Below are 16,916 nucleotides of genomic sequence, written 5' to 3'. Positions count from 1 at the left end.
GGGAGGATCCTCGGCGATGTCCACGCTCCTCACCCGTCTCGCGGCGCCGACGCCCCTCTCCGGGCGCCTGGCCCGGCAGTCGCTGCTCTTCGCGCTCGGCGAGGGCACCTTCATGACCGGCTCGGCGGTGTTCTTCACCCAGGTCGTCGGGCTCAGCGCCGCCCAGGTCGGGCTCGGCCTCACCCTGGCCGGCATCGCCGCTTTCGTGGCCGCCTGGCCGATGGGCCGGCTCGTCGACCGCTACGGCCCGAAGCGGTGCTGGGCGGTGAGCGCCGCCCTCCAGGCCAGCCTGTTCGGGGTCTGGCCGTTCATCGACGGGTTCGCCGGCTACCTCGCGATGGCGGTGGCGATGGAGGTCGTCGGGGCGCTCGGCGGCGCCGCGCACGGGTCGTACACGATCGACGTCCTGCCGGCCGACGAGCGGGTGCGCTCGCGCGCCTACATGTACTCCGCGCTCAACCTGGGCTTCACGATCGGCTCGATGCTCGGCGGCATCGCGCTCGCGTTCGAGTCCAACCAGGTCCTCCAGGTGCTGCCGTGGTTCACCGCCGCGGTCTTCCTGGTCAACGCCGCCGCCATCACCCGGCTCCCGAACGCCTCGCACGACGACCGCACCCCCGAGGAGCGCAAGGTCCGCGTCCCCGGGCCGGGCCCGCTGCGCAACCTCGGCTGGCTGGCGACGACGTTCTTCACCGGCGTGCTGTGGACCAACCAGGTCGTGCTCAACCTGGTCATCCCGCTGTGGCTGGTGGAGAAGACCGACGCGCCGCAGGTGCTGCTGGCGTTCCTGTTCGGCACCAACACCGTGATGTGCATCTTCCTGCCGATGGCCGCCGCCCGCACCGTCAAGGACGTGCCGACCGCCCTGCGCGCGATCCGCATCTCGACGGTGTTCTTCGTGCTGTCGTGCCTGATCACGCTCTACACCCACGAGACCGTCGGCTGGACGACGATCGCGCTGGTCTGGCTCGGTCACGTCACCGTCACCGGCGCCGAGCTCTACCTCTCCGCCGCCAGCTGGTCCTTCGAGGCCGAGCTGATGGACCCGCGGCGCCGCGGTGAGTACCAGGGAGCGGCCGAGCTCAGCGGCACCGCTGGCCGGGTGTGGGCGCCGGCGCTGTTCACCTTCCTTGCCATCGGCTGGGGCGAGGCCGGTTGGCTGGTGATCGCGGCGATCATCGTGGTCGCCGCGGTCGGGCTGCACCCGGCGACCCGGAGCGCGCAGCGCTTCCTCGACCAGCACGGGCCGCCCGCCGAGGAGCCACCCGCCGACCGGCCGGCCGCGACGGGTGCGGTCGAATAGGAGGGTGCGCAACCCCGTCGGTACCCACGTCCTGGTCGGTGCCGGGCTGGTGCGGGGCGCGCTCGCCTCGGCGCTGGAGCTGGGCTGCGAGGCGATGCAGGTCTTCGTCGGCAACCCGCGCGGCTGGGCGCTGAGCCCCGGACGCCCGGCCGAGGACGCGGCGTTCCGCGAGGCGTGCGCCGAGGCGGGGATGCGGGTCCTCATCCACACGCCGTACCTCGTCAACCCCGGGTCGCCGACGCCGGCCACCCACGAGCGATCGATGGCCCTGGTCGCGCACAACCTGCGCCGGGCGGTCGAGATCGGGGCCGAGGGGGTCGTCGTCCACACCGGCTCCTACGTCGACCCGGCCGGCGGGGTCGCCGAGCACGAGGCGGCCCTGGGCCGGGTGCGGGAGGGGCTGCTGCCGGTGCTGGACGCGCTCGAGGACGACGGCGACGGTGCCGCCCCGTGGCTGCTGCTCGAGCCGACCGCCGGTCAGGGCCGGTCGCTGTGCGCGGGGGTCGAGGACCTCGCGCCGTACCTCGCCGCGCTCGACGACCACCCGCGGGCCGGGATCTGTCTCGACACCTGCCACGTCTTCGCCGCCGGCGCTCCGCTCGACGAGCCCGGCGGCGCCACCGCCACGCTCGACCGGGTGGTCGCGATCGGTGGCCCGGGCCGGCTCCGGCTCGTCCACGCCAACGACTCGATGGACGTCCGCGGCGCCTTCAAGGACCGCCACCAACGCCTCGGCGAGGGGCACATCGGCGTCGGCGCCTTCGGCGAGCTGCTCGCCCACCCCGCGACCGCCGGCGTCCCGTTCATCCTGGAGACGCCCGGGTCGCGCGACGTCGGCGACGCCGGCATCGCGCTGCTGAAGGACCTTCGCGGCCCGACCTGAGCGGGGCTGGCAGACTTCCGTGGTGCAGCGCCGCAACACCACCCTCCTGGCCACGCTCGCCCTGCTGGTGACGGCCGCGGTGTGGGGCTCGACGTTCGTGCTCATCAAGGACCTCCTCGACCGGGTGCCGGTCCTGGACTTCCTGGCGGTCCGGTTCCTCCTCGCCGGGGTCGTCATGGCCATGGTGGCCCCGAGGGCGCTGGGCCGGCTCTCGCCGACCTCACGACGCCGGGCCGTGCTGCTCGGCGGCGTGTACGGCGTCGCCCAGATCCTGCAGACCGCCGGCCTGGCCCACACCGCGGCCAGCGTCTCGGGCTTCGTGACCGGCCTGTACGTCGTCGCCACCCCGCTCCTCGCCGCGGTCCTGCTGCGCACGCGGCTGACGGCGTACACCTGGACGGCGGTCGCCCTGGCGGCCGTCGGGCTCGGGGTGCTCACCCTCGACGGGCTCGCGATCGGGTACGGCGAGGCGATCACCCTGGTCTCGGCGGTGCTCTACGGCCTCCACATCGTCGGTCTCGGTGCGTGGGCCAACGCCGACGAGGCGCTCGGGCTGTCGATCCTGCAGCTCCTGGTCATCGCGGTCATCTGCCTGGTCGCCACCGCCCCCGACGGCGTGGTGCTCCCCGACCGCACCTCCGACTGGGTCTCGGTCGGCTACATGGCCCTCGCCGCCGGCGCCGCCGCCCTGGTCGCGCAGACGTGGGCCCAGTCGCACCTCGCGCCGACCCGGGCCGCGATCGTGATGAGCATGGAGCCGGTCTTCGCGGCGTCGTTCGCGGTCGGGTTCGGCGGCGAGTCCCCCACCTGGCGCCTGGTCCTGGGCGGGGCGATGGTCCTGACGGCGATGCTCGTGGTCGAGGCCGGCCCCCGCCGTCGGATCGAGGGCGAGGTCCAGCACCTGGCCGTCTGAGGCGGCTCGGGCGCCGGGGTCCGGGGTTTCCCCGGTCGACCGGGGAAACCTGAACTGGGGGGCCGGGATCCCGGTGCACAAGTTCAGGCATGGGCCGCCCAGTACGGCATCGACCCGGCCCTGGGCTACAGTCGTCGGCGTGGCGCACACCTATTTCTTCGGACACCTGCCGGGAGCACCCGTGCAGGCTCGTCCCTAGACGCGCCTCCACCACCAACGCCCCGGCCGACGGCTCGGGGCGTTTGTCATGCCGGGGGCCGGAACGCCGGAGCACCGACCCAGAGAAACCGAGGAATCACCATGGTCGTCGTCATGTCGCCGGACGCCACCGACGAGGACGTCGCGCACGTCGTCGAGAAGGTCCAGGAAGTGGGCGGTGAGGCCTTCGTCAGCAAGGGCGTCGTCCGCACCATCATCGGGCTGGTCGGGGACCTCGAGTCCTTCCACCACCTGAACCTGCGCACCCTGCGGGGCGTCGCGGACGTGCACCGCATCTCCGACCCGTACAAGCTCGTCAGCCGCCAGCACCACGCCGAGCGGTCGACGGTCTGGGTCGGCCGGGCCGGGCGCCGGGTGCCGATCGGGCCCGACACCTTCACCTTCATGGCCGGTCCGTGCGCCGTCGAGTCCGCCGACCAGACGCTCGAGGCAGCGCGGATGGCGCAGTCGGCCGGCGCCACGATCCTGCGCGGCGGCGCCTACAAGCCCCGGACGTCGCCGTACGCCTTCCAGGGCCTGGGCGTGAAGGGCCTCGAGATCCTGGCCGACGTCCGCGAGGCGACCGGCATGCCGGTCGTCACCGAGGTCGTCGACGCCCGCGACGTCCCGGTCGTGGCCGAGCACGCCGACATGCTGCAGATCGGCACCCGCAACATGGCGAACTTCGGGTTGCTCCAGGCCGCCGGCGAGTCCGGCAAGCCGGTCCTGCTCAAGCGCGGCATGACCGCGACCATCGAGGAGTGGCTGATGGCGGCCGAGTACATCGCCCAGCGCGGCAACCTCGACGTCGTCCTGTGCGAGCGGGGCATCCGGACCTTCGAGCCGGCCACCCGCAACACCCTCGACATCTCGGCGGTGCCGGTCGTGCAGGCGACCAGCCACCTGCCGATCATCGTCGACCCTTCGCACGCCGCCGGCCGCAAGGACCTCGTCGTGCCGCTCTCGCGCGCAGGGATCGCGGTGGGCGCCGACGGCATCATCGTCGACGTCCACCCCACCCCGGAGACCGCGCTGTGCGACGGCCCGCAGGCCCTGCTCGGCAACGACCTGCGCGACCTGGCCCAGGCCGTGCGCAAGCTCCCGCCGGTGGTCGGCCGGGTCGACTCCTCGGAGCGCGCCGAGAGGCCGTGACGCCGGCGGCGGAGGCCGACGGACGACTCCGGGGGGATCGCGGCGCGCGAGACCCCCGGAACCGGTCGTCTAGGGTTGACGCCGACCCGATCCCCGACACCGCAGGACCGACAGCAGGAGGGCGAGCCGATGGACGAGTGCCCGCACTGCGGCCACACCCTGGGCACGGGTCGGTTCTGCGTCTCCTGCGGCCACCCCCGCGAGGAGGCGGGTACGCCGCCCGAGGCGTGGCGCACCGACACCGCCGAGCGGCCCGCGGTACGGCCCGCCGGGCCCTTGAGGCCGCCGCCCGCGGCCCCGCCGGTGCTGCCGCCCGCGGCCCCGCCGGTGCTGCCGCCGGTGTCCCCGCCGGTGTCCCCGCTGCCGGCCTGGGAGCGCCCGCCCGAGCCGCGGTACCCGCTCTTCGCCGACGAGGCGCCGCGCGTGGCCCCTCCCTCGACCGGAGGCGACGACCAGGACCGTGACGACGAGCCGGCCGGTTCGGTCCTCCCGTACGCCGACGACGAGGCGGCCGCCTGGGCGGTCGCTCCGGAGGACACCACCGGCCGGGCCCGCCGAGGTCTCCTCCCGTGGCTGGTCGCCGCCGCCGCACTGCTGCTCGTGGCGGCCCTCGGCGGCTACCTCCTGCTCACCGGCGACGCCGACGACGACAGCGCCGACGACCCCGCCCCGACGGCACCCGCGGCGGGCACGGACCCGTCGTCCCCGAGCGGTTCCGCCTCCCCCGACCCCGCCACCTCGCCCCCGCCCGAGCCCTCTGCCCCGCCGACCACCAGGTCGGGCCCGAACGCCGGCGGCAAGCCGCGCGACGTCGCGGCGGCGGCCTCGGCGACCGCACCGCAGACGGCCCGGCCCTCGCGCGACGTCGGGGGCGCCGTCGTCCGCTACGGCGCCGGCAACCTGCTCGACGGCAGGACCGACACCGCCTGGCGGATGCCCGGCGACGGCACCGGGACGACGCTCTCGATCTCGCTGGCCGAGGCGACCCGGCTGACGAAGATCGGCCTGGTCAACGGCTATGCCAAGAAGGTCACCGGGTACGACGGCTACACCGCGAACCGGCGGGTGACCTCGGTGGAGTGGGTCTTCGCGGACGGCACCGTCGTGCCGCAGTCGCTCGTCGAGGGTCGCGGGTTGCAGAGCATCCCCGTCGACGTCGTCTCCGACACCGTCGAGCTCCGCATCCTCGGCGTCACCCGGCCCGGCCGCGGACCGAGCGGGCGCGACTACACCGCGATCAGCGAGATCGGCCTGGTCGGCGTCCCGCTCTGACGCTCGTCCTCACGAGAGGTCGGCGAGCACCGCCGCCGCCTTCTCGGCGTCCGCGCGGGTGACGTCCAGGTGGGTGACCATCCGCACCGTCGTCGGGCCGACCGTCGCCACGCGGACGCCAGCAGCCGCCGCCCGCCCGACGAAGGCGGCGGCGTCGGGGCGGTCGACGACGACGATGTTGGTCTCGACGGTCGCGGGGTCGACGCCGCAGGCCTCGGCGAGCAACCGGGCGTGGGCGTGGTCGTCGGCGAGCCGCTCGACGTGGTGGTCGAGGGCGTGCAGGCCGGCGGCGGCCAGGATCCCGACCTGGCGCATCCCGCCGCCCATCCGCTTGCGCCAGATCCGGGCCTCGGCGACGGTGTCGGCGGACCCGACGAGCAGCGAGCCGACCGGGGCACCGAGCCCCTTGGAGAGGCAGACCGACAGGACGTCGGCCGTGGCGCCGTACTCGGCGAGCGGGGTGCCCGTCGCGACGTGGGCGTTCCAGAGCCGCGCTCCGTCGAGGTGGACCGCCGCCCCGAGCCCGGTGGCGAGCTCCTTGAGGTCGCGCAGCAGCTGCAGCGGCAGCACGGTGCCACCGGCGAAGTTGTGGGTGTTCTCGACCGAGATCGCCGCGGTGCGCACGAAGAACGGCCCCATGTCGGGCGCGAACAGGCCGCGGACGGCGTCCAGGTCGACGTGGCCCCGCGGGTGGGTCCAGGTGCGCATCGTGACGCCGCTGTAGGCACCGTGGGCGCCGAGCTCGGCCCGCGCGATGTGGGCCGAGGAGTCGCACAGCACCTCCTGGCCGGGTTGCACGAGCGACCGGACCGCGAGCACGTTCGACATCGACCCGGTCGGCATGAAGAGGGCTGCCTCGTGGCCGAGCAGCCCGGCCACCCGCTCCTCGAGGCGCACGACGGTCGGGTCCTCGCCGTACACGTCGTCGCCGACGTCGGCGCCGGCCATCGCGGCCCGCATCGCCTCGGTGGGTCGGGTCAGGGTGTCGGAGCGCAGATCGATCACGACCCCATCTTGCCGACCCGTCACCCATCGCTGACGGGTCACCCCGGTTTCGCCGCTGACCCGTCACCTATCGCTGACGGGTCACCCCGGTCTCGACGCCGACCCGTCACCTATCGCTGACGGGTCACCCCGGTCTCGACGCTGACCCGTCACCTATGGCTGACGGGTCAGCGGGGGTCAGGCGCGGCGGAGCATCTCCGCGACGAGGAAGGCGAGCTCGAGGGACTGCACCCGGTTGAGGCGCGGGTCGCACACGGACTCGTAGCGGTCGCCGAGGTCGGCCTCGAGCAGCTCCTCGCCGCCACCGACGCACTCGGTGACGTCGTCGCCGGTGAGCTCGACGTGGACGCCGCCGGGCCAGGTGCCGAGCTCGTGGTGGACGTCGAAGAAGCCCTGGACCTCCTCGATGACGTCCTCGAAGCGCCGGGTCTTGTAGCCCGAGCTGGCCTCGAAGGTGTTGCCGTGCATCGGGTCGCACACCCAGGCGACCTCGAGCCCGGCGGCGGTGACCTTCTCGACGACCTGCGGGAGCCCGTCGCGGATCTTGCCGGCGCCGAAGCGGGTGATGAAGGTGAGCCGGCCCGGGGTGTTGTCGGGGTTGAGCCGCGAGGCGAGCGCGATGGCGTCGTCGGCGCTGGTGCTGGGGCCGAGCTTGACGCCGATCGGGTTGCGCACGTGGCTGAGCAGCTCGACGTGCGCGCCGTCGAGCTGGCGGGTGCGCTCGCCGATCCAGACGAAGTGGCCCGACAGGTCGTACGGCGCCCGGGTGCGCGAGTCGATCCGGGTCATCGCGTGCTCGTACTCGAGCACGAGCGCCTCGTGGGAGATGTGGAAGTCGACGCGGTGGAACTCGTCGGGGTCGGCGCCGATGGCCTCCATGAACGCCATCGCGCGGTCGATCTCGTGGGCCATCGCCTCGTAGCGCTGGCCGGCGACGGAGTCGGCGACGAAGTCGGTGTTCCAGGTGTGCACCTTGCGCAGGTCGGCGTACCCGCCGTCGACGAAGGCCCGGATCATGCTCAGCGTGGCCGCGGAGGTGCGGTGCACCTCGAGCAGCCGGCGCGGGTCGGGGATGCGCGACCCGGGCGTGAAGTCGTAGCCGTTGACGGCGTCGCCCCGGTACGCCGGCAGCGTGACCGGCCGGCCGTCGACCTGGCGGGTCTCGTCGTCGGAGCTGCGCGGCTTGGCGTACTGCCCGGCGAGCCGGCCGAGCTTCACCACCGGCACGGACGCGGCGTAGGTGAGGACGACGGCCATCTGCAGCAGCACGCGCAGCTTGTTGCGGGTGTTGTCGGCGGTGACGCCGGCGAACGTCTCGGCGCAGTCACCGCCCTGGAGCAGGAACGCCTCCCCGCGGGTCACGGCGGCGAGCTTGTCGGTGAGCTCGTCGCACTCCGCGGCGAACACCAGCGGCCGGGCCGCACGGAGCTGCTCGACGGTCGCGTCGACGACCGCCCGGTCGGGGTAGGACGGCTGCTGGGCGGGGTGGAGCGCGTGCAGCGCAGCGAGATCGGGAAGTACCACCCGCCAAGCCTACGCGGGCCCGACGCTCACTCCTCCAGGTGCTCGATGTCGCGGAACCCGGTCTTCTGCCCGCGCAGTCCACGGTTGGCCAGCCAGGTCAGTCCCCAGAGCACGATGCCGATGACCAGCAGCCCGCCGGCGATCTTGTACTGCACCATGTCGGCCTCCAGCCGGGCCCACGGTCCGAGCAGGTAGACGCAGGCGATGGCGCCGAGCACGGGGAAGGCGGTCGGCGCGCGGAACCGGCCCGCCGGGTCGCGCCGCAGGATGAGGACACAGACGTTGACGACCGCGAACACGGCGAGGAGGAGCAGCGCCGTCGTCCCCGACAGCGCGCTGACGACCGTGCTCTCGGACTGGGTGCGCACGTAGATGATGAGCCCGAACGCGAGCACCGTCGTGAACGCGATCGCGACGTACGGCGCGCGCCGACCGTGGGACACCCGGCCCAGCTGGCGCGGGAGCACGTCCTGCTGGGCCATGCCGTAGATGAGGCGGCTGGCCATCAGCATGTTGATCAGGGCGGTGTTGGCGACGGCGAAGACCGTCAGGAACGGGAAGATCTTGTCGATCGGGATGTCGGGCGCCCCGATGCGGACGACGTCGAGCAGGACCCCGGCCTCCGGGTTCTTCGGGGCGGCGATCTCACCGGGCGGGATGACCGCGACCACCGAGATGGCCACCAGCACGTAGATGACCACCGCGATGCCGAGGCCGGTGAGCATCACCCGGGGGAAGATCCGCTCGGGGTCCTTGGTCTCCTCGACCATGTTGACCGAGTCCTCGAACCCCACCATCGAGAAGAACGCGATCGCGGTCGCGACGGTGACCGCCATGAAGAGGCCCTTGTCGTCCGGGCTCTCGAAGACGGTGATGCGGTCCAGGTCGCCGTCGCCGGCGGTGATGGCGACGAACCCGATCACGATCACGATCGCCAGTGCCGTCATCTCGATGATCGTGAGGATCACGTTGAACTTGACGCTCTCCCCCACCCCGCGCAGGTTGATCCCGGCCAGCAGGAGCATGAACGCCAGGGCGACCAGCAGCGTCGCGGTGTCACCGGTCGGCACGCCGGGGAAGATCTCGTCGAGCCCGATCAGCAGGTTGGACGCCAGCAGGCCCGACGAGGTGGACGCGCTGGTGATGCCCGAGCAGACCACGGTGAAGGCGACGATGAACGTCACGAAGTGGATCCCGAACGCCTTGTGCGTGTAGAGGGCGGCCCCGGCGGCCTGGGGGTACTTCGTCACGAGCTCCAGGTAGGAGAACGCCGTGAGGGTCGCGACCGTGAAGGCGACCAGGAACGGGAGCCAGGCGATGCCGCCCACCTCGCCGGCGAGCTTGCCGGTGACGGCGTAGATGCCCGCGCCGAGGATGTCGCCGACGATGAACAGCAGGAGCAGCCTGGGCCCCATCACCCGTTTCAGGTCGGGTGTGTCCGGGCCGTTGACGTCTCCGTCTGCGGACTTGCTGAGATCGGTGGTCATGCCCGGGACACCTCCGCGTAGCGACTGGTGGAGCACAGCCAACACCGGTCGACCCCGCCTTGTCTGCCCCTGGTCTCGGGTGTCGTCCACCAGTTTTGAGGCAATCTTGTCTCATGTGAGACAGTTGTGTCTCATACCCACCGCAACGACCGAGGAACGAGCACCCCATGGCCACCCGTGACGACGTCCTGGCCGCCGCCCAGCGTCACCTGAACGTCGACGCCCGCGCCTCGATGGCCGACCTGGCCGGCGCGGCCGGCATCAGTCGGGCGACGCTGCACCGGCACTTCGCCACCCGCGAGGACCTCCTGCACGAGCTCGGCACCCGCTCGCTCGACCGCTGGGCGGCCAGCCTCGTCGCCGCGGACGCGCCCGGCGCGGCGGCCTCGGGCGACGCCGTCCGGATCCGGGCCTGTCTCGACGACCTGGTCGCCCGCTACCTCGCCGACTCCGACGACTTCGGCTTCGCCCTCACCGATCCCTACCTCCTCTCCGCCCCCGACCTCGTCGAGCGCAGCGACGCCCTCGTCGAGCGCGAGGTCGCGCTGTACGTCGCGGCCCAGGCGGCCGGCGTGCTGCGAGCCGACCTGCCACCGCGGTGGATCTCCCACGCCCTCTACGGGCTCCTCGTCGCCGCCCGGGACGCCCTCCTCGGCGGCGACCTGCCCCGGCGCGACCTCGACGCCCTCGTCCTCTCGACCTTCCTGACCGGAGCACAGCGATGAGCACGCCCCTGACCACCGGCTCCGCCGCCGTCACCCCGATCGAGGCGGACCCCCGCCGGTGGGCGGGCCTGGCCGTCCTGGCCGCCAGCCTCCTGGTCGTCGTGATGGACATGACGATCCTGAACGTCGCCCTGCCCGAGCTGACCGCCGACCTGCGCCCGGACGCCGTCGCCCAGCTGTGGATCGTCGACGTCTACGCGCTCGTCCTGGCGGGCCTGCTGGTGCCGCTCTCGGCGCTCGGCGACCGGTGGGGACGCCGCCGGATGCTGCTCGCCGGCTTCACCGTGTTCGGCGCCGCCTCGCTGCTCGTCCTGGTCGCCGACTCCCCCGGGGAGGTCATCGCCGTGCGGGCGCTGCTCGGCGTCGGCGGCGCGATGATCATGCCGACGACGCTCTCGCTGATCCGCACGCTCTTCCCCGACGCCCGCGAGCGGGCCACCGCGTTGGGCATCTGGGGCGCGATGGCCGCCGTCGGCGGCGCGATCGGGCCGATCGTCGGCGGCGCGCTCCTCGAGGCGTTCAGCTGGCACGCGGCCTTCCTTTTCAACGTCCCGGTCATGGTCGTGGCCGTCGTCGCCGGCGTGCTGCTGCTGCCCGAGAGCCGGTCGGAGCGCCCGGGCCGGCTCGACGCCGCCGGCGTCCTGCTGTCCTTCGGTGGCATGGCGTCGTTCGTCTACGGCGTCAAGCACCTCGGCAAGGAGGGGCTCGACCCGCTCACCCTGGCCACCCTCGGCCTCGGCGCGGTCCTGCTGACGGGGTTCGTGCTGCGGTGCCTGCGCCAGGACGACCCGATGCTCGAGGTCCGGCTGTTCACCCACCGGCCGTTCACCGCCGGCGTCCTCGCCGCGCTCACCAGCAGCATCGCGATGGTCGCACTGCTGCTCCTGGGCTCGCAGTGGCTGCAGCTCGTGCACGGCTGGTCGCCGCTGCAGGCCGGCGCCGCCCTGCTGCCGATGGCCGTCGGCGGCATCGTCGGCTCGCCGCTCGCCCCCTCGCTCGCCGAGCGGATCGGCGTGCGCACCGTCGTCGCCGGCGGACTCGCCGTCGCCGGCGTCGGCCTCCTGCTGCTGTTCGTGCTCCCCCAGCCGCTGGGCTACCTCTCGGTCGCCGCCGCACTCACCCTGGTCGGCATCGGCACGGCGTCCCTCGCCGTCGGCTCCGCGACGATCATGGGCTCGACCCCGGCCGACAAGGCCGGCAGCGCCGCCGCCATCGAGGAGTCGTCCTTCGAGATCGGCGGCGTGCTCGGGGTCGCCGTCCTCGGCAGCCTGGCCGCCTGGACCTACCGCGACGGGCTCCCCGCCGACGCCACCGACCTGGCCCGCGAGTCGCTCGCCGGCGCCCTCGGCACCCCGACCGCCGCGGCCGCGACCGCGTCGTTCGAGCACTCCTTCGCCGTCTTCGGGCTCGCCGCCGGCGTCCTGCTGCTCGCCGTCTCGGTGCTGGTCTGGTGGCTCACCCCCGCCGACCTCGACCTCGCCGACGTCGAGCACTGACGCGGGCCGGGCACACCGTCGCGCCGAGTCGGCGTGAAGTTGCACTGGAATCACGTCGAGTCGGCGTTCGCGTTCGACGCGAACGCCGACTCGGCGTCGTGGAGGGTCGGCTCAGCCGAAGAAGACCTGCGCCTCGGCGTACTCCTCGGGGCTGACGAGCTTGAGGTGGGCGGTGCCGTCGCTCAACGGGACCCGCACGATGCGGGTGCCGCGCAGCGCCATCATGGTGCCGAAGTCGCCGTCGGCGACCGCGTCGATGGCCTGGAGGCCGAAGCGGGTGGCCAGCCAGCGGTCGAACGCCGTGGGGGTGCCGCCGCGCTGCACGTGACCCAGGACGACGGCGCGCGCCTCCTTGCCGGTGCGGTGCTCGATCTCGGAGGCGATCCGGTCGCCGATGCCGCCGAGACGGACGTGACCGAACGCGTCCTTCTCGCCGGAGACGAGCGTCATGTCGCCGCCCTCGGCGGGCACGGCGCCCTCGGAGACCACGATGATCGGGGCGTACTCGCTCTGGAAGCGGGTCTCGACGTGGGCGCAGATGGCCTCGATGTCGAAGGGCTGCTCCGGGATCAGGACGGCGCTCGCACCGCCCGCGATGCCGGCGTGCAGGGCGATCCAGCCGGCGTGGCGGCCCATGACCTCGACCACGAGCACCCGGTGGTGCGACTCGGCCGTCGTGTGCAACCGGTCGATCGCCTCGGTCGCGATGTTGACCGCGGTGTCGAAGCCGAAGGTGAAGTCGGTGCCGGACAGGTCGTTGTCGATCGTCTTCGGGACGCCGACGACCTTCACGTCGAGCTCGGCGAGCTTGGTGGCCACGCCGAGGGTGTCCTCGCCGCCGATCGCCACGAGCGCGTCGACGCCGGCGGCCGCCATGTTGTCCTTGATCATCTCGACGCCGCCGTCGATCTTGAACGGGTTCGTGCGGCTGGAGCCGAGGATGGTGCCGCCGCGCGGCAGGATGCCGCGGCACTGCTCGACGCCGAGCGGCATCGTGAGGCCCTCGAGCGGGCCCTTCCACCCGTTGCGGTAGCCCACGAACTCGAACCCGTGCTGCTTGACGCCCTTGCGGACGACGGCACGGATGACCGCGTTCAGACCTGGGCAGTCGCCCCCACCGGTGAGTACTCCGACCCGCATCGCACGTCCTCCTTGGATCGTTCAAAGACTTGGCCGACCCACCTAACCACGTCGGTCGGCCGCGTGGCGACCGTCACCACACCGTGAGCACGAGCGCGGCCAGCCCGAACCCCACTGCGACGCCGACCGCGGCCGCCGCGACCAGGGCGAGGTAGCCGCCGACGACGGTGCGGTCGGTCGGCAGCCGCTGCGTCGTCCACCGCGGGTCGGCGTCGACGGCGGCCAGCGCGCCGGGCGCCACCCGGTCGTCGAGGACGGCGACGTCGCGCCGTCCGGGGTGCAGCAGGAGCAGGACGGGGGCGCCGTGTCCCAGGTCGAGGTCGGGCGGCACGAGCGCCGCGACCCGCCGGGCCCGATCGTCGTCCCGGCCGGCACGCGGCCCGTCGCCCAGCGCGACCAGCACCGTCAGGCTGGACGGCGCCGGCCCCGCCCCGCGCACCGGCAGGAACCAGCCGTGGCGGGTGTCGGCGCGGGCCCGGACGACGCGCCCGGCCGCGGGCACCGGCGTCACCTCGCCGCGGGCGATCTCGGCGGTGCCAGCGTCCACGGCGACCCGGAAGCGCCGCTCGGCCCGGCCGAGGAGCACCGGGAAGGCGCCGATCACCCCGAGCTCGACCAGCAGCCCGAGGAACAGCAGCGCCCACGATCCTCCCGACCCCTCGCCCAGGCTGGGTCCGCCGATCATCAGGCCGAGCGCGAGACCGAACCCGGCGATCAGCAGCCGGGTGGGTCGGGACAGGTCGTTCAGCACGGGCTCGATCCTCCCCCGTGACCGGGCGCGTACCCTCGCCGCCATGACGTTCTCGATCGTGGCCAGGTCCGACGACGGCGACTCGTGGGGCGTCGCGGTGGCCTCCAAGTTCCTGGCGGTCGGGTCGGTCGTGCCGGCCGCGGTCGCCCAGGTCGGCGCCCTCGCGACCCAGGCCCACGCCAACGTCGCCTACAAGGGACTGGCCCTGTCCCACCTCGACGAGGGCGCCACCGCGCCGATCGCGCTCGACCGTCTCCTCGAGGAGGACGACGGGCGCGACCACCGCCAGGTCGGCATCGTCGACGTCGACGGCGGCGCCGCCTCCCACACCGGGTCGGCCTGCATCGACTGGGCCGGCGGCGTGACCGGCGCCGGGTTCGCGATCCAGGGCAACTGCCTGGCCGGCGAGCAGGTCGTCGAGGCGGTCCGGGCGACGTGGGAGGCCGGCGCCGGGACGCCGTTCGAGCGCCGGCTGCTCGAGGCCCTGGCCGCGGGCGACGCCGCCGGTGGCGACAAGCGGGGCCGGCAGTCGGCCGCGCTCCTCGTCGTGCGCGACGAGGCCGGCTACGACGGCGGCGACGACATCGCCGTCGACCTGCGCGTCGACGACCACGCCACCCCGATCGAGGAGCTCGCGCGGCTCCTCGACCTCAACGAGCTCTACCTCGTCGCGTCGACCGAGGAGGAGAAGGTGCCGGTCGACGACGCCCTGCGCAGCGAGCTCGAGGCGTTCGCCCGCGACCAGGGCCACCCCGACTTCACGACCTGGGTCGGCACCGAGAACTACGAGATGCGCGTCGACGCCGGCCTCGCCTGGGTCGACCGGCGGGTGCTCGACATCGTCCGTGCGGTGGGGTCGCTCTCCTGAGCGTGCCGACCGTCCTGGCCGTCCGCGTCGGGGCCGGCACGGTCGCTGCGACCCTCGGCGCCGCGACAGCACGCCGCTCGGTCGCGGACGCCGACCGGCCCGAGCCCGGGGCGCTGTGGCGCGCGACGCTCGCGGCGGCGCAGGAGGTGCTCGGCGTCGCCGACCCGGCCGGCATCGAGACGGTGGAGGTCGTCGGCGACGGGGGCACCGTCGTCTGGTGGGACGTCGACACGCTCGGCTCCCCGCTGCCGGTCGCGCGCACCGGCGACGCCGCCGCGCACCTGGCCGGCCTGGCCGCCACCGAACCGCACACCTGGGCGCTCGCCGTCGCGGGCCGCTACGCCGCGGGCGACGTCGCGTCCTACCTGGTGGCGCGGATGACGCGCGGCCTGGAGCACCTGCTGCTCCCCGGCCCGGCCTGGGACCTCGACCGCTGCCGGGCCGCCGGCGTCCCCGCCGACGTCCTGCCCGAGCCCGTCACGCCCGGCGTCCCGGTCGCGACCACCGACCCCGCGACGTTCCTCGGCCTGGCCGTGGCGCTCACGCTCCGCACGACCCCGGCGGGGTAGTCCCGGACGATCGGCCCCACCGCCGCCGTCAGAAAGGGGCCGATCGTCCGGGACTACCGCAGCGTCGCCAGCACCGCCGCCGCGGCGTCGCGGTCGGCGGTGGCGCGCTCGAGGGTCTCGAGGGCCTCGTCGCGCACGGTCTCGGCGTCACCGAGCTCGTCGTCGACCTCGTCGTAGGTCTCCTCGAGCTCGGCGATCCTGCGCTTGAGCTCGTCGATCTCGGCCTCGATCTGCAGCTGGCGCGCGCGGAGCTGCTCGACGTCGGCGGCCGCCTCGTCGCGCGCGGCGCGGGCCTGCTCGACCGCCTCCTCGGCCTCGTCGACGGCGTCCTGGGCGGCCTCGCGGGCCTTCTCGCCGGCGTCCGGATCCGGGACGACGTGCAGGGCGGGTCGCCCCGGCGCCTCGGCCTCCCGGGGGACGGCGACGTGGCCGAGCGCCGCGGGCACGGCGACCGCCGCCACCGCCGCGGCGCGGTCGGCGTCCTCGTCGACGCCGGTGGTGCTCAGGGCGACCACGAGGAGCCCGCTGCTGACGGCCTCGCCGCACGCCGCCGAGATCATCGCCGCGGTCAGCGTCGCCTCGACCTGGTCGGCGACGGCCGGCGTCACCTTGACGCCGTCCTCGCGGGCCAGCGACCGGGCCTGCGTGGTGATCGCGGCCGTCAGCTGCCGGCGCTGCTTGGTGAGCTCGCGCAGCTCCGCACCCGACATCCCGGCCTGGGCCTCGCGCAGGGCAGCCCCGACCGCGAGCACCTGCTCGACCTGCTCGCCGGCCCGGCGCGCGAAGAGGTTGAGGACCCACGCCGCCAGCGACGGCTTCCTGAGCGCCTTGACCGGACCGGCCAGGTCGGCGTGGTCGGTGCCCTTGAGCGCCTTGGCGCGCGCGTCGCGGGCCGGGGTGAACTCCCCCAGCGGCAGCGCGTAGAGCTCGTCGGCGATCTCGAGCAGGGTGCCGTCGTCGTCGGCCACCGTCGCCCCGCTCAGTCCTCGTCGAGCCCGCGCTCGATGGCGTAACGGGTCAGCTCGACGCGGTTGTGCATCTGCAGCTTGCGCAGGGTGTTCTGCACGTGGTTCTGGACGGTGCGGTGCGACAGCACCAGCCGCTCGGCGATCTGCTTGTACGACATGCCCTTCGCGACCATCTTGAGCACCTCGGTCTCGCGCTCGGTCAGCTCCGGGTTGCCGGTGATCGACGGGTCGCCGCCGGGCTCGGAGAGGCGCCGGAACTCCCCCAGGACCAACCCGGCCAGGCCGGGCGTGAAGACCGAGTCGCCGCGCGCGACGCGCCGCACGGCGTCCAGCAGCTCCTCGCGGGAGGCCGACTTCACCAGGTAGCCGGTGGCGCCCGCCTTGACCGCCTCCAGGACGTCGTCCTGCTCGCCGGAGGCCGAGAGGATCAGCACCCGCGCGCTCGGGTCCTGCTGGAGCACCTGCTTGGTCACCTCGACGCCGTTCGGTGCCGGGATCTGCAGGTCGAGGACGACGACCTGCGGCCGCGCCGCCGCGAACCGCGCCAGCGCCTGCGTGCCGTCGGCCGCCACCGCGACCACCTGCAGGCCCGCGGCCTGGAGGTCCCGCTCGACGGCGTCGCGCCACATCGGGTGGTCGTCGACGACCATCACCCGGATGGC

At 73.8% G+C, this 16,916-nt stretch carries 16 protein-coding genes; 9 read left to right on the top strand and 7 right to left on the bottom strand.

What is annotated here, in order from left to right; genetic code table 11:
- The first annotated feature begins 16 nt into the window (after positions 1 to 16).
- The 5 genes from E4623_RS16025 (at position 17) to E4623_RS16005 (ending at position 5,721) form a co-directional block, all read left to right on the top strand.
- Positions 17 to 1,303, top strand: coding sequence for an MFS transporter (locus E4623_RS16025; RefSeq protein ID WP_134767537.1), 1,287 nt, complete (start codon positions 17 to 19; stop codon positions 1,301 to 1,303).
- 4 nt (positions 1,304 to 1,307) lie between these two features.
- On the top strand, positions 1,308 to 2,186 hold the full coding sequence (locus tag E4623_RS16020) for a deoxyribonuclease IV (protein ID WP_245155112.1): 879 nt from the start codon (positions 1,308 to 1,310) through the stop codon (positions 2,184 to 2,186).
- Between the two features lie 22 nt (positions 2,187 to 2,208).
- A complete protein-coding gene (locus tag E4623_RS16015) occupies positions 2,209 to 3,099 on the top strand; it encodes a DMT family transporter (RefSeq protein WP_134767535.1) in 891 nt (296 codons plus the stop codon).
- A 300-nt stretch (positions 3,100 to 3,399) separates the two neighbouring features.
- Complete coding sequence (aroF, locus tag E4623_RS16010; RefSeq protein ID WP_134767534.1) at positions 3,400 to 4,449, top strand: 3-deoxy-7-phosphoheptulonate synthase; 1,050 nt, start codon at positions 3,400 to 3,402, stop codon at positions 4,447 to 4,449.
- Between the two features lie 129 nt (positions 4,450 to 4,578).
- Positions 4,579 to 5,721: a zinc ribbon domain-containing protein gene (locus E4623_RS16005; RefSeq protein WP_134767533.1), complete on the top strand. Its 1,143-nt coding sequence runs from the start codon at positions 4,579 to 4,581 to the stop codon at positions 5,719 to 5,721.
- Between the two features lie 9 nt (positions 5,722 to 5,730).
- On the opposite strand, the gene E4623_RS16000 is transcribed toward E4623_RS16005, so the two are convergent.
- The 3 genes from E4623_RS16000 to E4623_RS15990 all read right to left on the bottom strand — a co-directional run bounded on the left by E4623_RS16000 (position 5,731) and on the right by E4623_RS15990 (position 9,737).
- On the bottom strand, positions 5,731 to 6,726 hold the full coding sequence (locus E4623_RS16000) for a threonine aldolase family protein (RefSeq protein WP_134767532.1): 996 nt from the start codon (positions 6,724 to 6,726) through the stop codon (positions 5,731 to 5,733).
- Between the two features lie 177 nt (positions 6,727 to 6,903).
- On the bottom strand, positions 6,904 to 8,250 hold the full coding sequence (locus E4623_RS15995; RefSeq protein ID WP_134767531.1) for a 3-deoxy-7-phosphoheptulonate synthase class II: 1,347 nt from the start codon (positions 8,248 to 8,250) through the stop codon (positions 6,904 to 6,906).
- 26 nt (positions 8,251 to 8,276) lie between these two features.
- A complete protein-coding gene (locus tag E4623_RS15990) occupies positions 8,277 to 9,737 on the bottom strand; it encodes an APC family permease (RefSeq protein WP_134767530.1) in 1,461 nt (486 codons plus the stop codon).
- A 167-nt stretch (positions 9,738 to 9,904) separates the two neighbouring features.
- Here E4623_RS15990 and E4623_RS15985 point away from each other — a divergent pair, with 167 nt between their 5' ends.
- Together E4623_RS15985 and E4623_RS15980 are read left to right on the top strand one after the other, a co-directional pair.
- Positions 9,905 to 10,462 (top strand): TetR/AcrR family transcriptional regulator, encoded by a 558-nt coding sequence (locus tag E4623_RS15985; protein ID WP_134767529.1) that lies wholly within the window; start codon positions 9,905 to 9,907, stop codon positions 10,460 to 10,462.
- Entirely contained in the window at positions 10,459 to 11,958 is a 1,500-nt protein-coding gene (locus tag E4623_RS15980) for an MFS transporter (protein WP_134767528.1), read from the top strand. The genes E4623_RS15985 and E4623_RS15980 overlap by 4 nt, the downstream gene beginning before the upstream one ends.
- Positions 11,959 to 12,069: 111 nt before the next feature.
- On the opposite strand, the gene E4623_RS15975 is transcribed toward E4623_RS15980, so the two are convergent.
- Positions 12,070 to 13,098: a 6-phosphofructokinase gene (locus tag E4623_RS15975; RefSeq protein ID WP_134767527.1), complete on the bottom strand. Its 1,029-nt coding sequence runs from the start codon at positions 13,096 to 13,098 to the stop codon at positions 12,070 to 12,072.
- 73 nt (positions 13,099 to 13,171) lie between these two features.
- Positions 13,172 to 13,849, bottom strand: a complete 678-nt coding sequence (locus E4623_RS15970) for a hypothetical protein (protein ID WP_134767526.1) — start codon at positions 13,847 to 13,849, stop codon at positions 13,172 to 13,174.
- A 43-nt stretch (positions 13,850 to 13,892) separates the two neighbouring features.
- Here E4623_RS15970 and E4623_RS15965 point away from each other — a divergent pair, with 43 nt between their 5' ends.
- Positions 13,893 to 14,717 carry a DUF1028 domain-containing protein gene (locus tag E4623_RS15965; protein WP_134767525.1) on the top strand — a complete coding sequence of 275 codons (825 nt, stop codon included), beginning with the start codon at positions 13,893 to 13,895 and terminating at the stop codon, positions 14,715 to 14,717.
- Between the two features lie 2 nt (positions 14,718 to 14,719).
- A complete protein-coding gene (locus E4623_RS15960) occupies positions 14,720 to 15,286 on the top strand; it encodes a hypothetical protein (RefSeq protein ID WP_134767524.1) in 567 nt (188 codons plus the stop codon).
- Positions 15,287 to 15,339: 53 nt separating this feature from the next.
- On the opposite strand, the gene E4623_RS15955 is transcribed toward E4623_RS15960, so the two are convergent.
- Positions 15,340 to 16,254, bottom strand: a complete 915-nt coding sequence (locus tag E4623_RS15955; RefSeq protein WP_167736678.1) for a hypothetical protein — start codon at positions 16,252 to 16,254, stop codon at positions 15,340 to 15,342.
- Between the two features lie 11 nt (positions 16,255 to 16,265).
- Positions 16,266 to 16,904, bottom strand: coding sequence for a response regulator transcription factor (locus E4623_RS15950; RefSeq protein ID WP_134767733.1), 639 nt, complete (start codon positions 16,902 to 16,904; stop codon positions 16,266 to 16,268).
- Between the last annotated feature and the right edge of the window lie 12 nt (positions 16,905 to 16,916).

It is taken from the genome of Nocardioides sp. 1609, from assembly GCF_004522105.1.
Classification (GTDB): domain Bacteria; phylum Actinomycetota; class Actinomycetes; order Propionibacteriales; family Nocardioidaceae; genus Nocardioides.
Note: the sequence above shows the minus strand (reverse complement) of the source record. Positions and strands in the feature narration are given on the sequence as shown.

Bases quoted from the DNA above. Each gene is read 5' to 3' on its own strand.
- E4623_RS16025 (WP_134767537.1), top strand. From the start codon at position 17: ATGTCCACGCTCCTCACCCGTCTCGCGGCGCCGACGCCCCTCTCCGGG.
- aroF (WP_134767534.1), top strand. From the start codon at position 3,400: ATGGTCGTCGTCATGTCGCCGGACGCCACCGACGAGGACGTCGCGCAC.
- E4623_RS16005 (WP_134767533.1), top strand. From the start codon at position 4,579: ATGGACGAGTGCCCGCACTGCGGCCACACCCTGGGCACGGGTCGGTTC.
- E4623_RS15990 (WP_134767530.1), bottom strand. From the start codon at position 9,737: ATGACCACCGATCTCAGCAAGTCCGCAGACGGAGACGTCAACGGCCCG.
- E4623_RS15985 (WP_134767529.1), top strand. From the start codon at position 9,905: ATGGCCACCCGTGACGACGTCCTGGCCGCCGCCCAGCGTCACCTGAAC.
- E4623_RS15980 (WP_134767528.1), top strand. From the start codon at position 10,459: ATGAGCACGCCCCTGACCACCGGCTCCGCCGCCGTCACCCCGATCGAG.
- E4623_RS15975 (WP_134767527.1), bottom strand. From the start codon at position 13,098: ATGCGGGTCGGAGTACTCACCGGTGGGGGCGACTGCCCAGGTCTGAAC.
- E4623_RS15965 (WP_134767525.1), top strand. From the start codon at position 13,893: ATGACGTTCTCGATCGTGGCCAGGTCCGACGACGGCGACTCGTGGGGC.
- E4623_RS15950 (WP_134767733.1), bottom strand. From the start codon at position 16,904: ATGGTCGTCGACGACCACCCGATGTGGCGCGACGCCGTCGAGCGGGAC.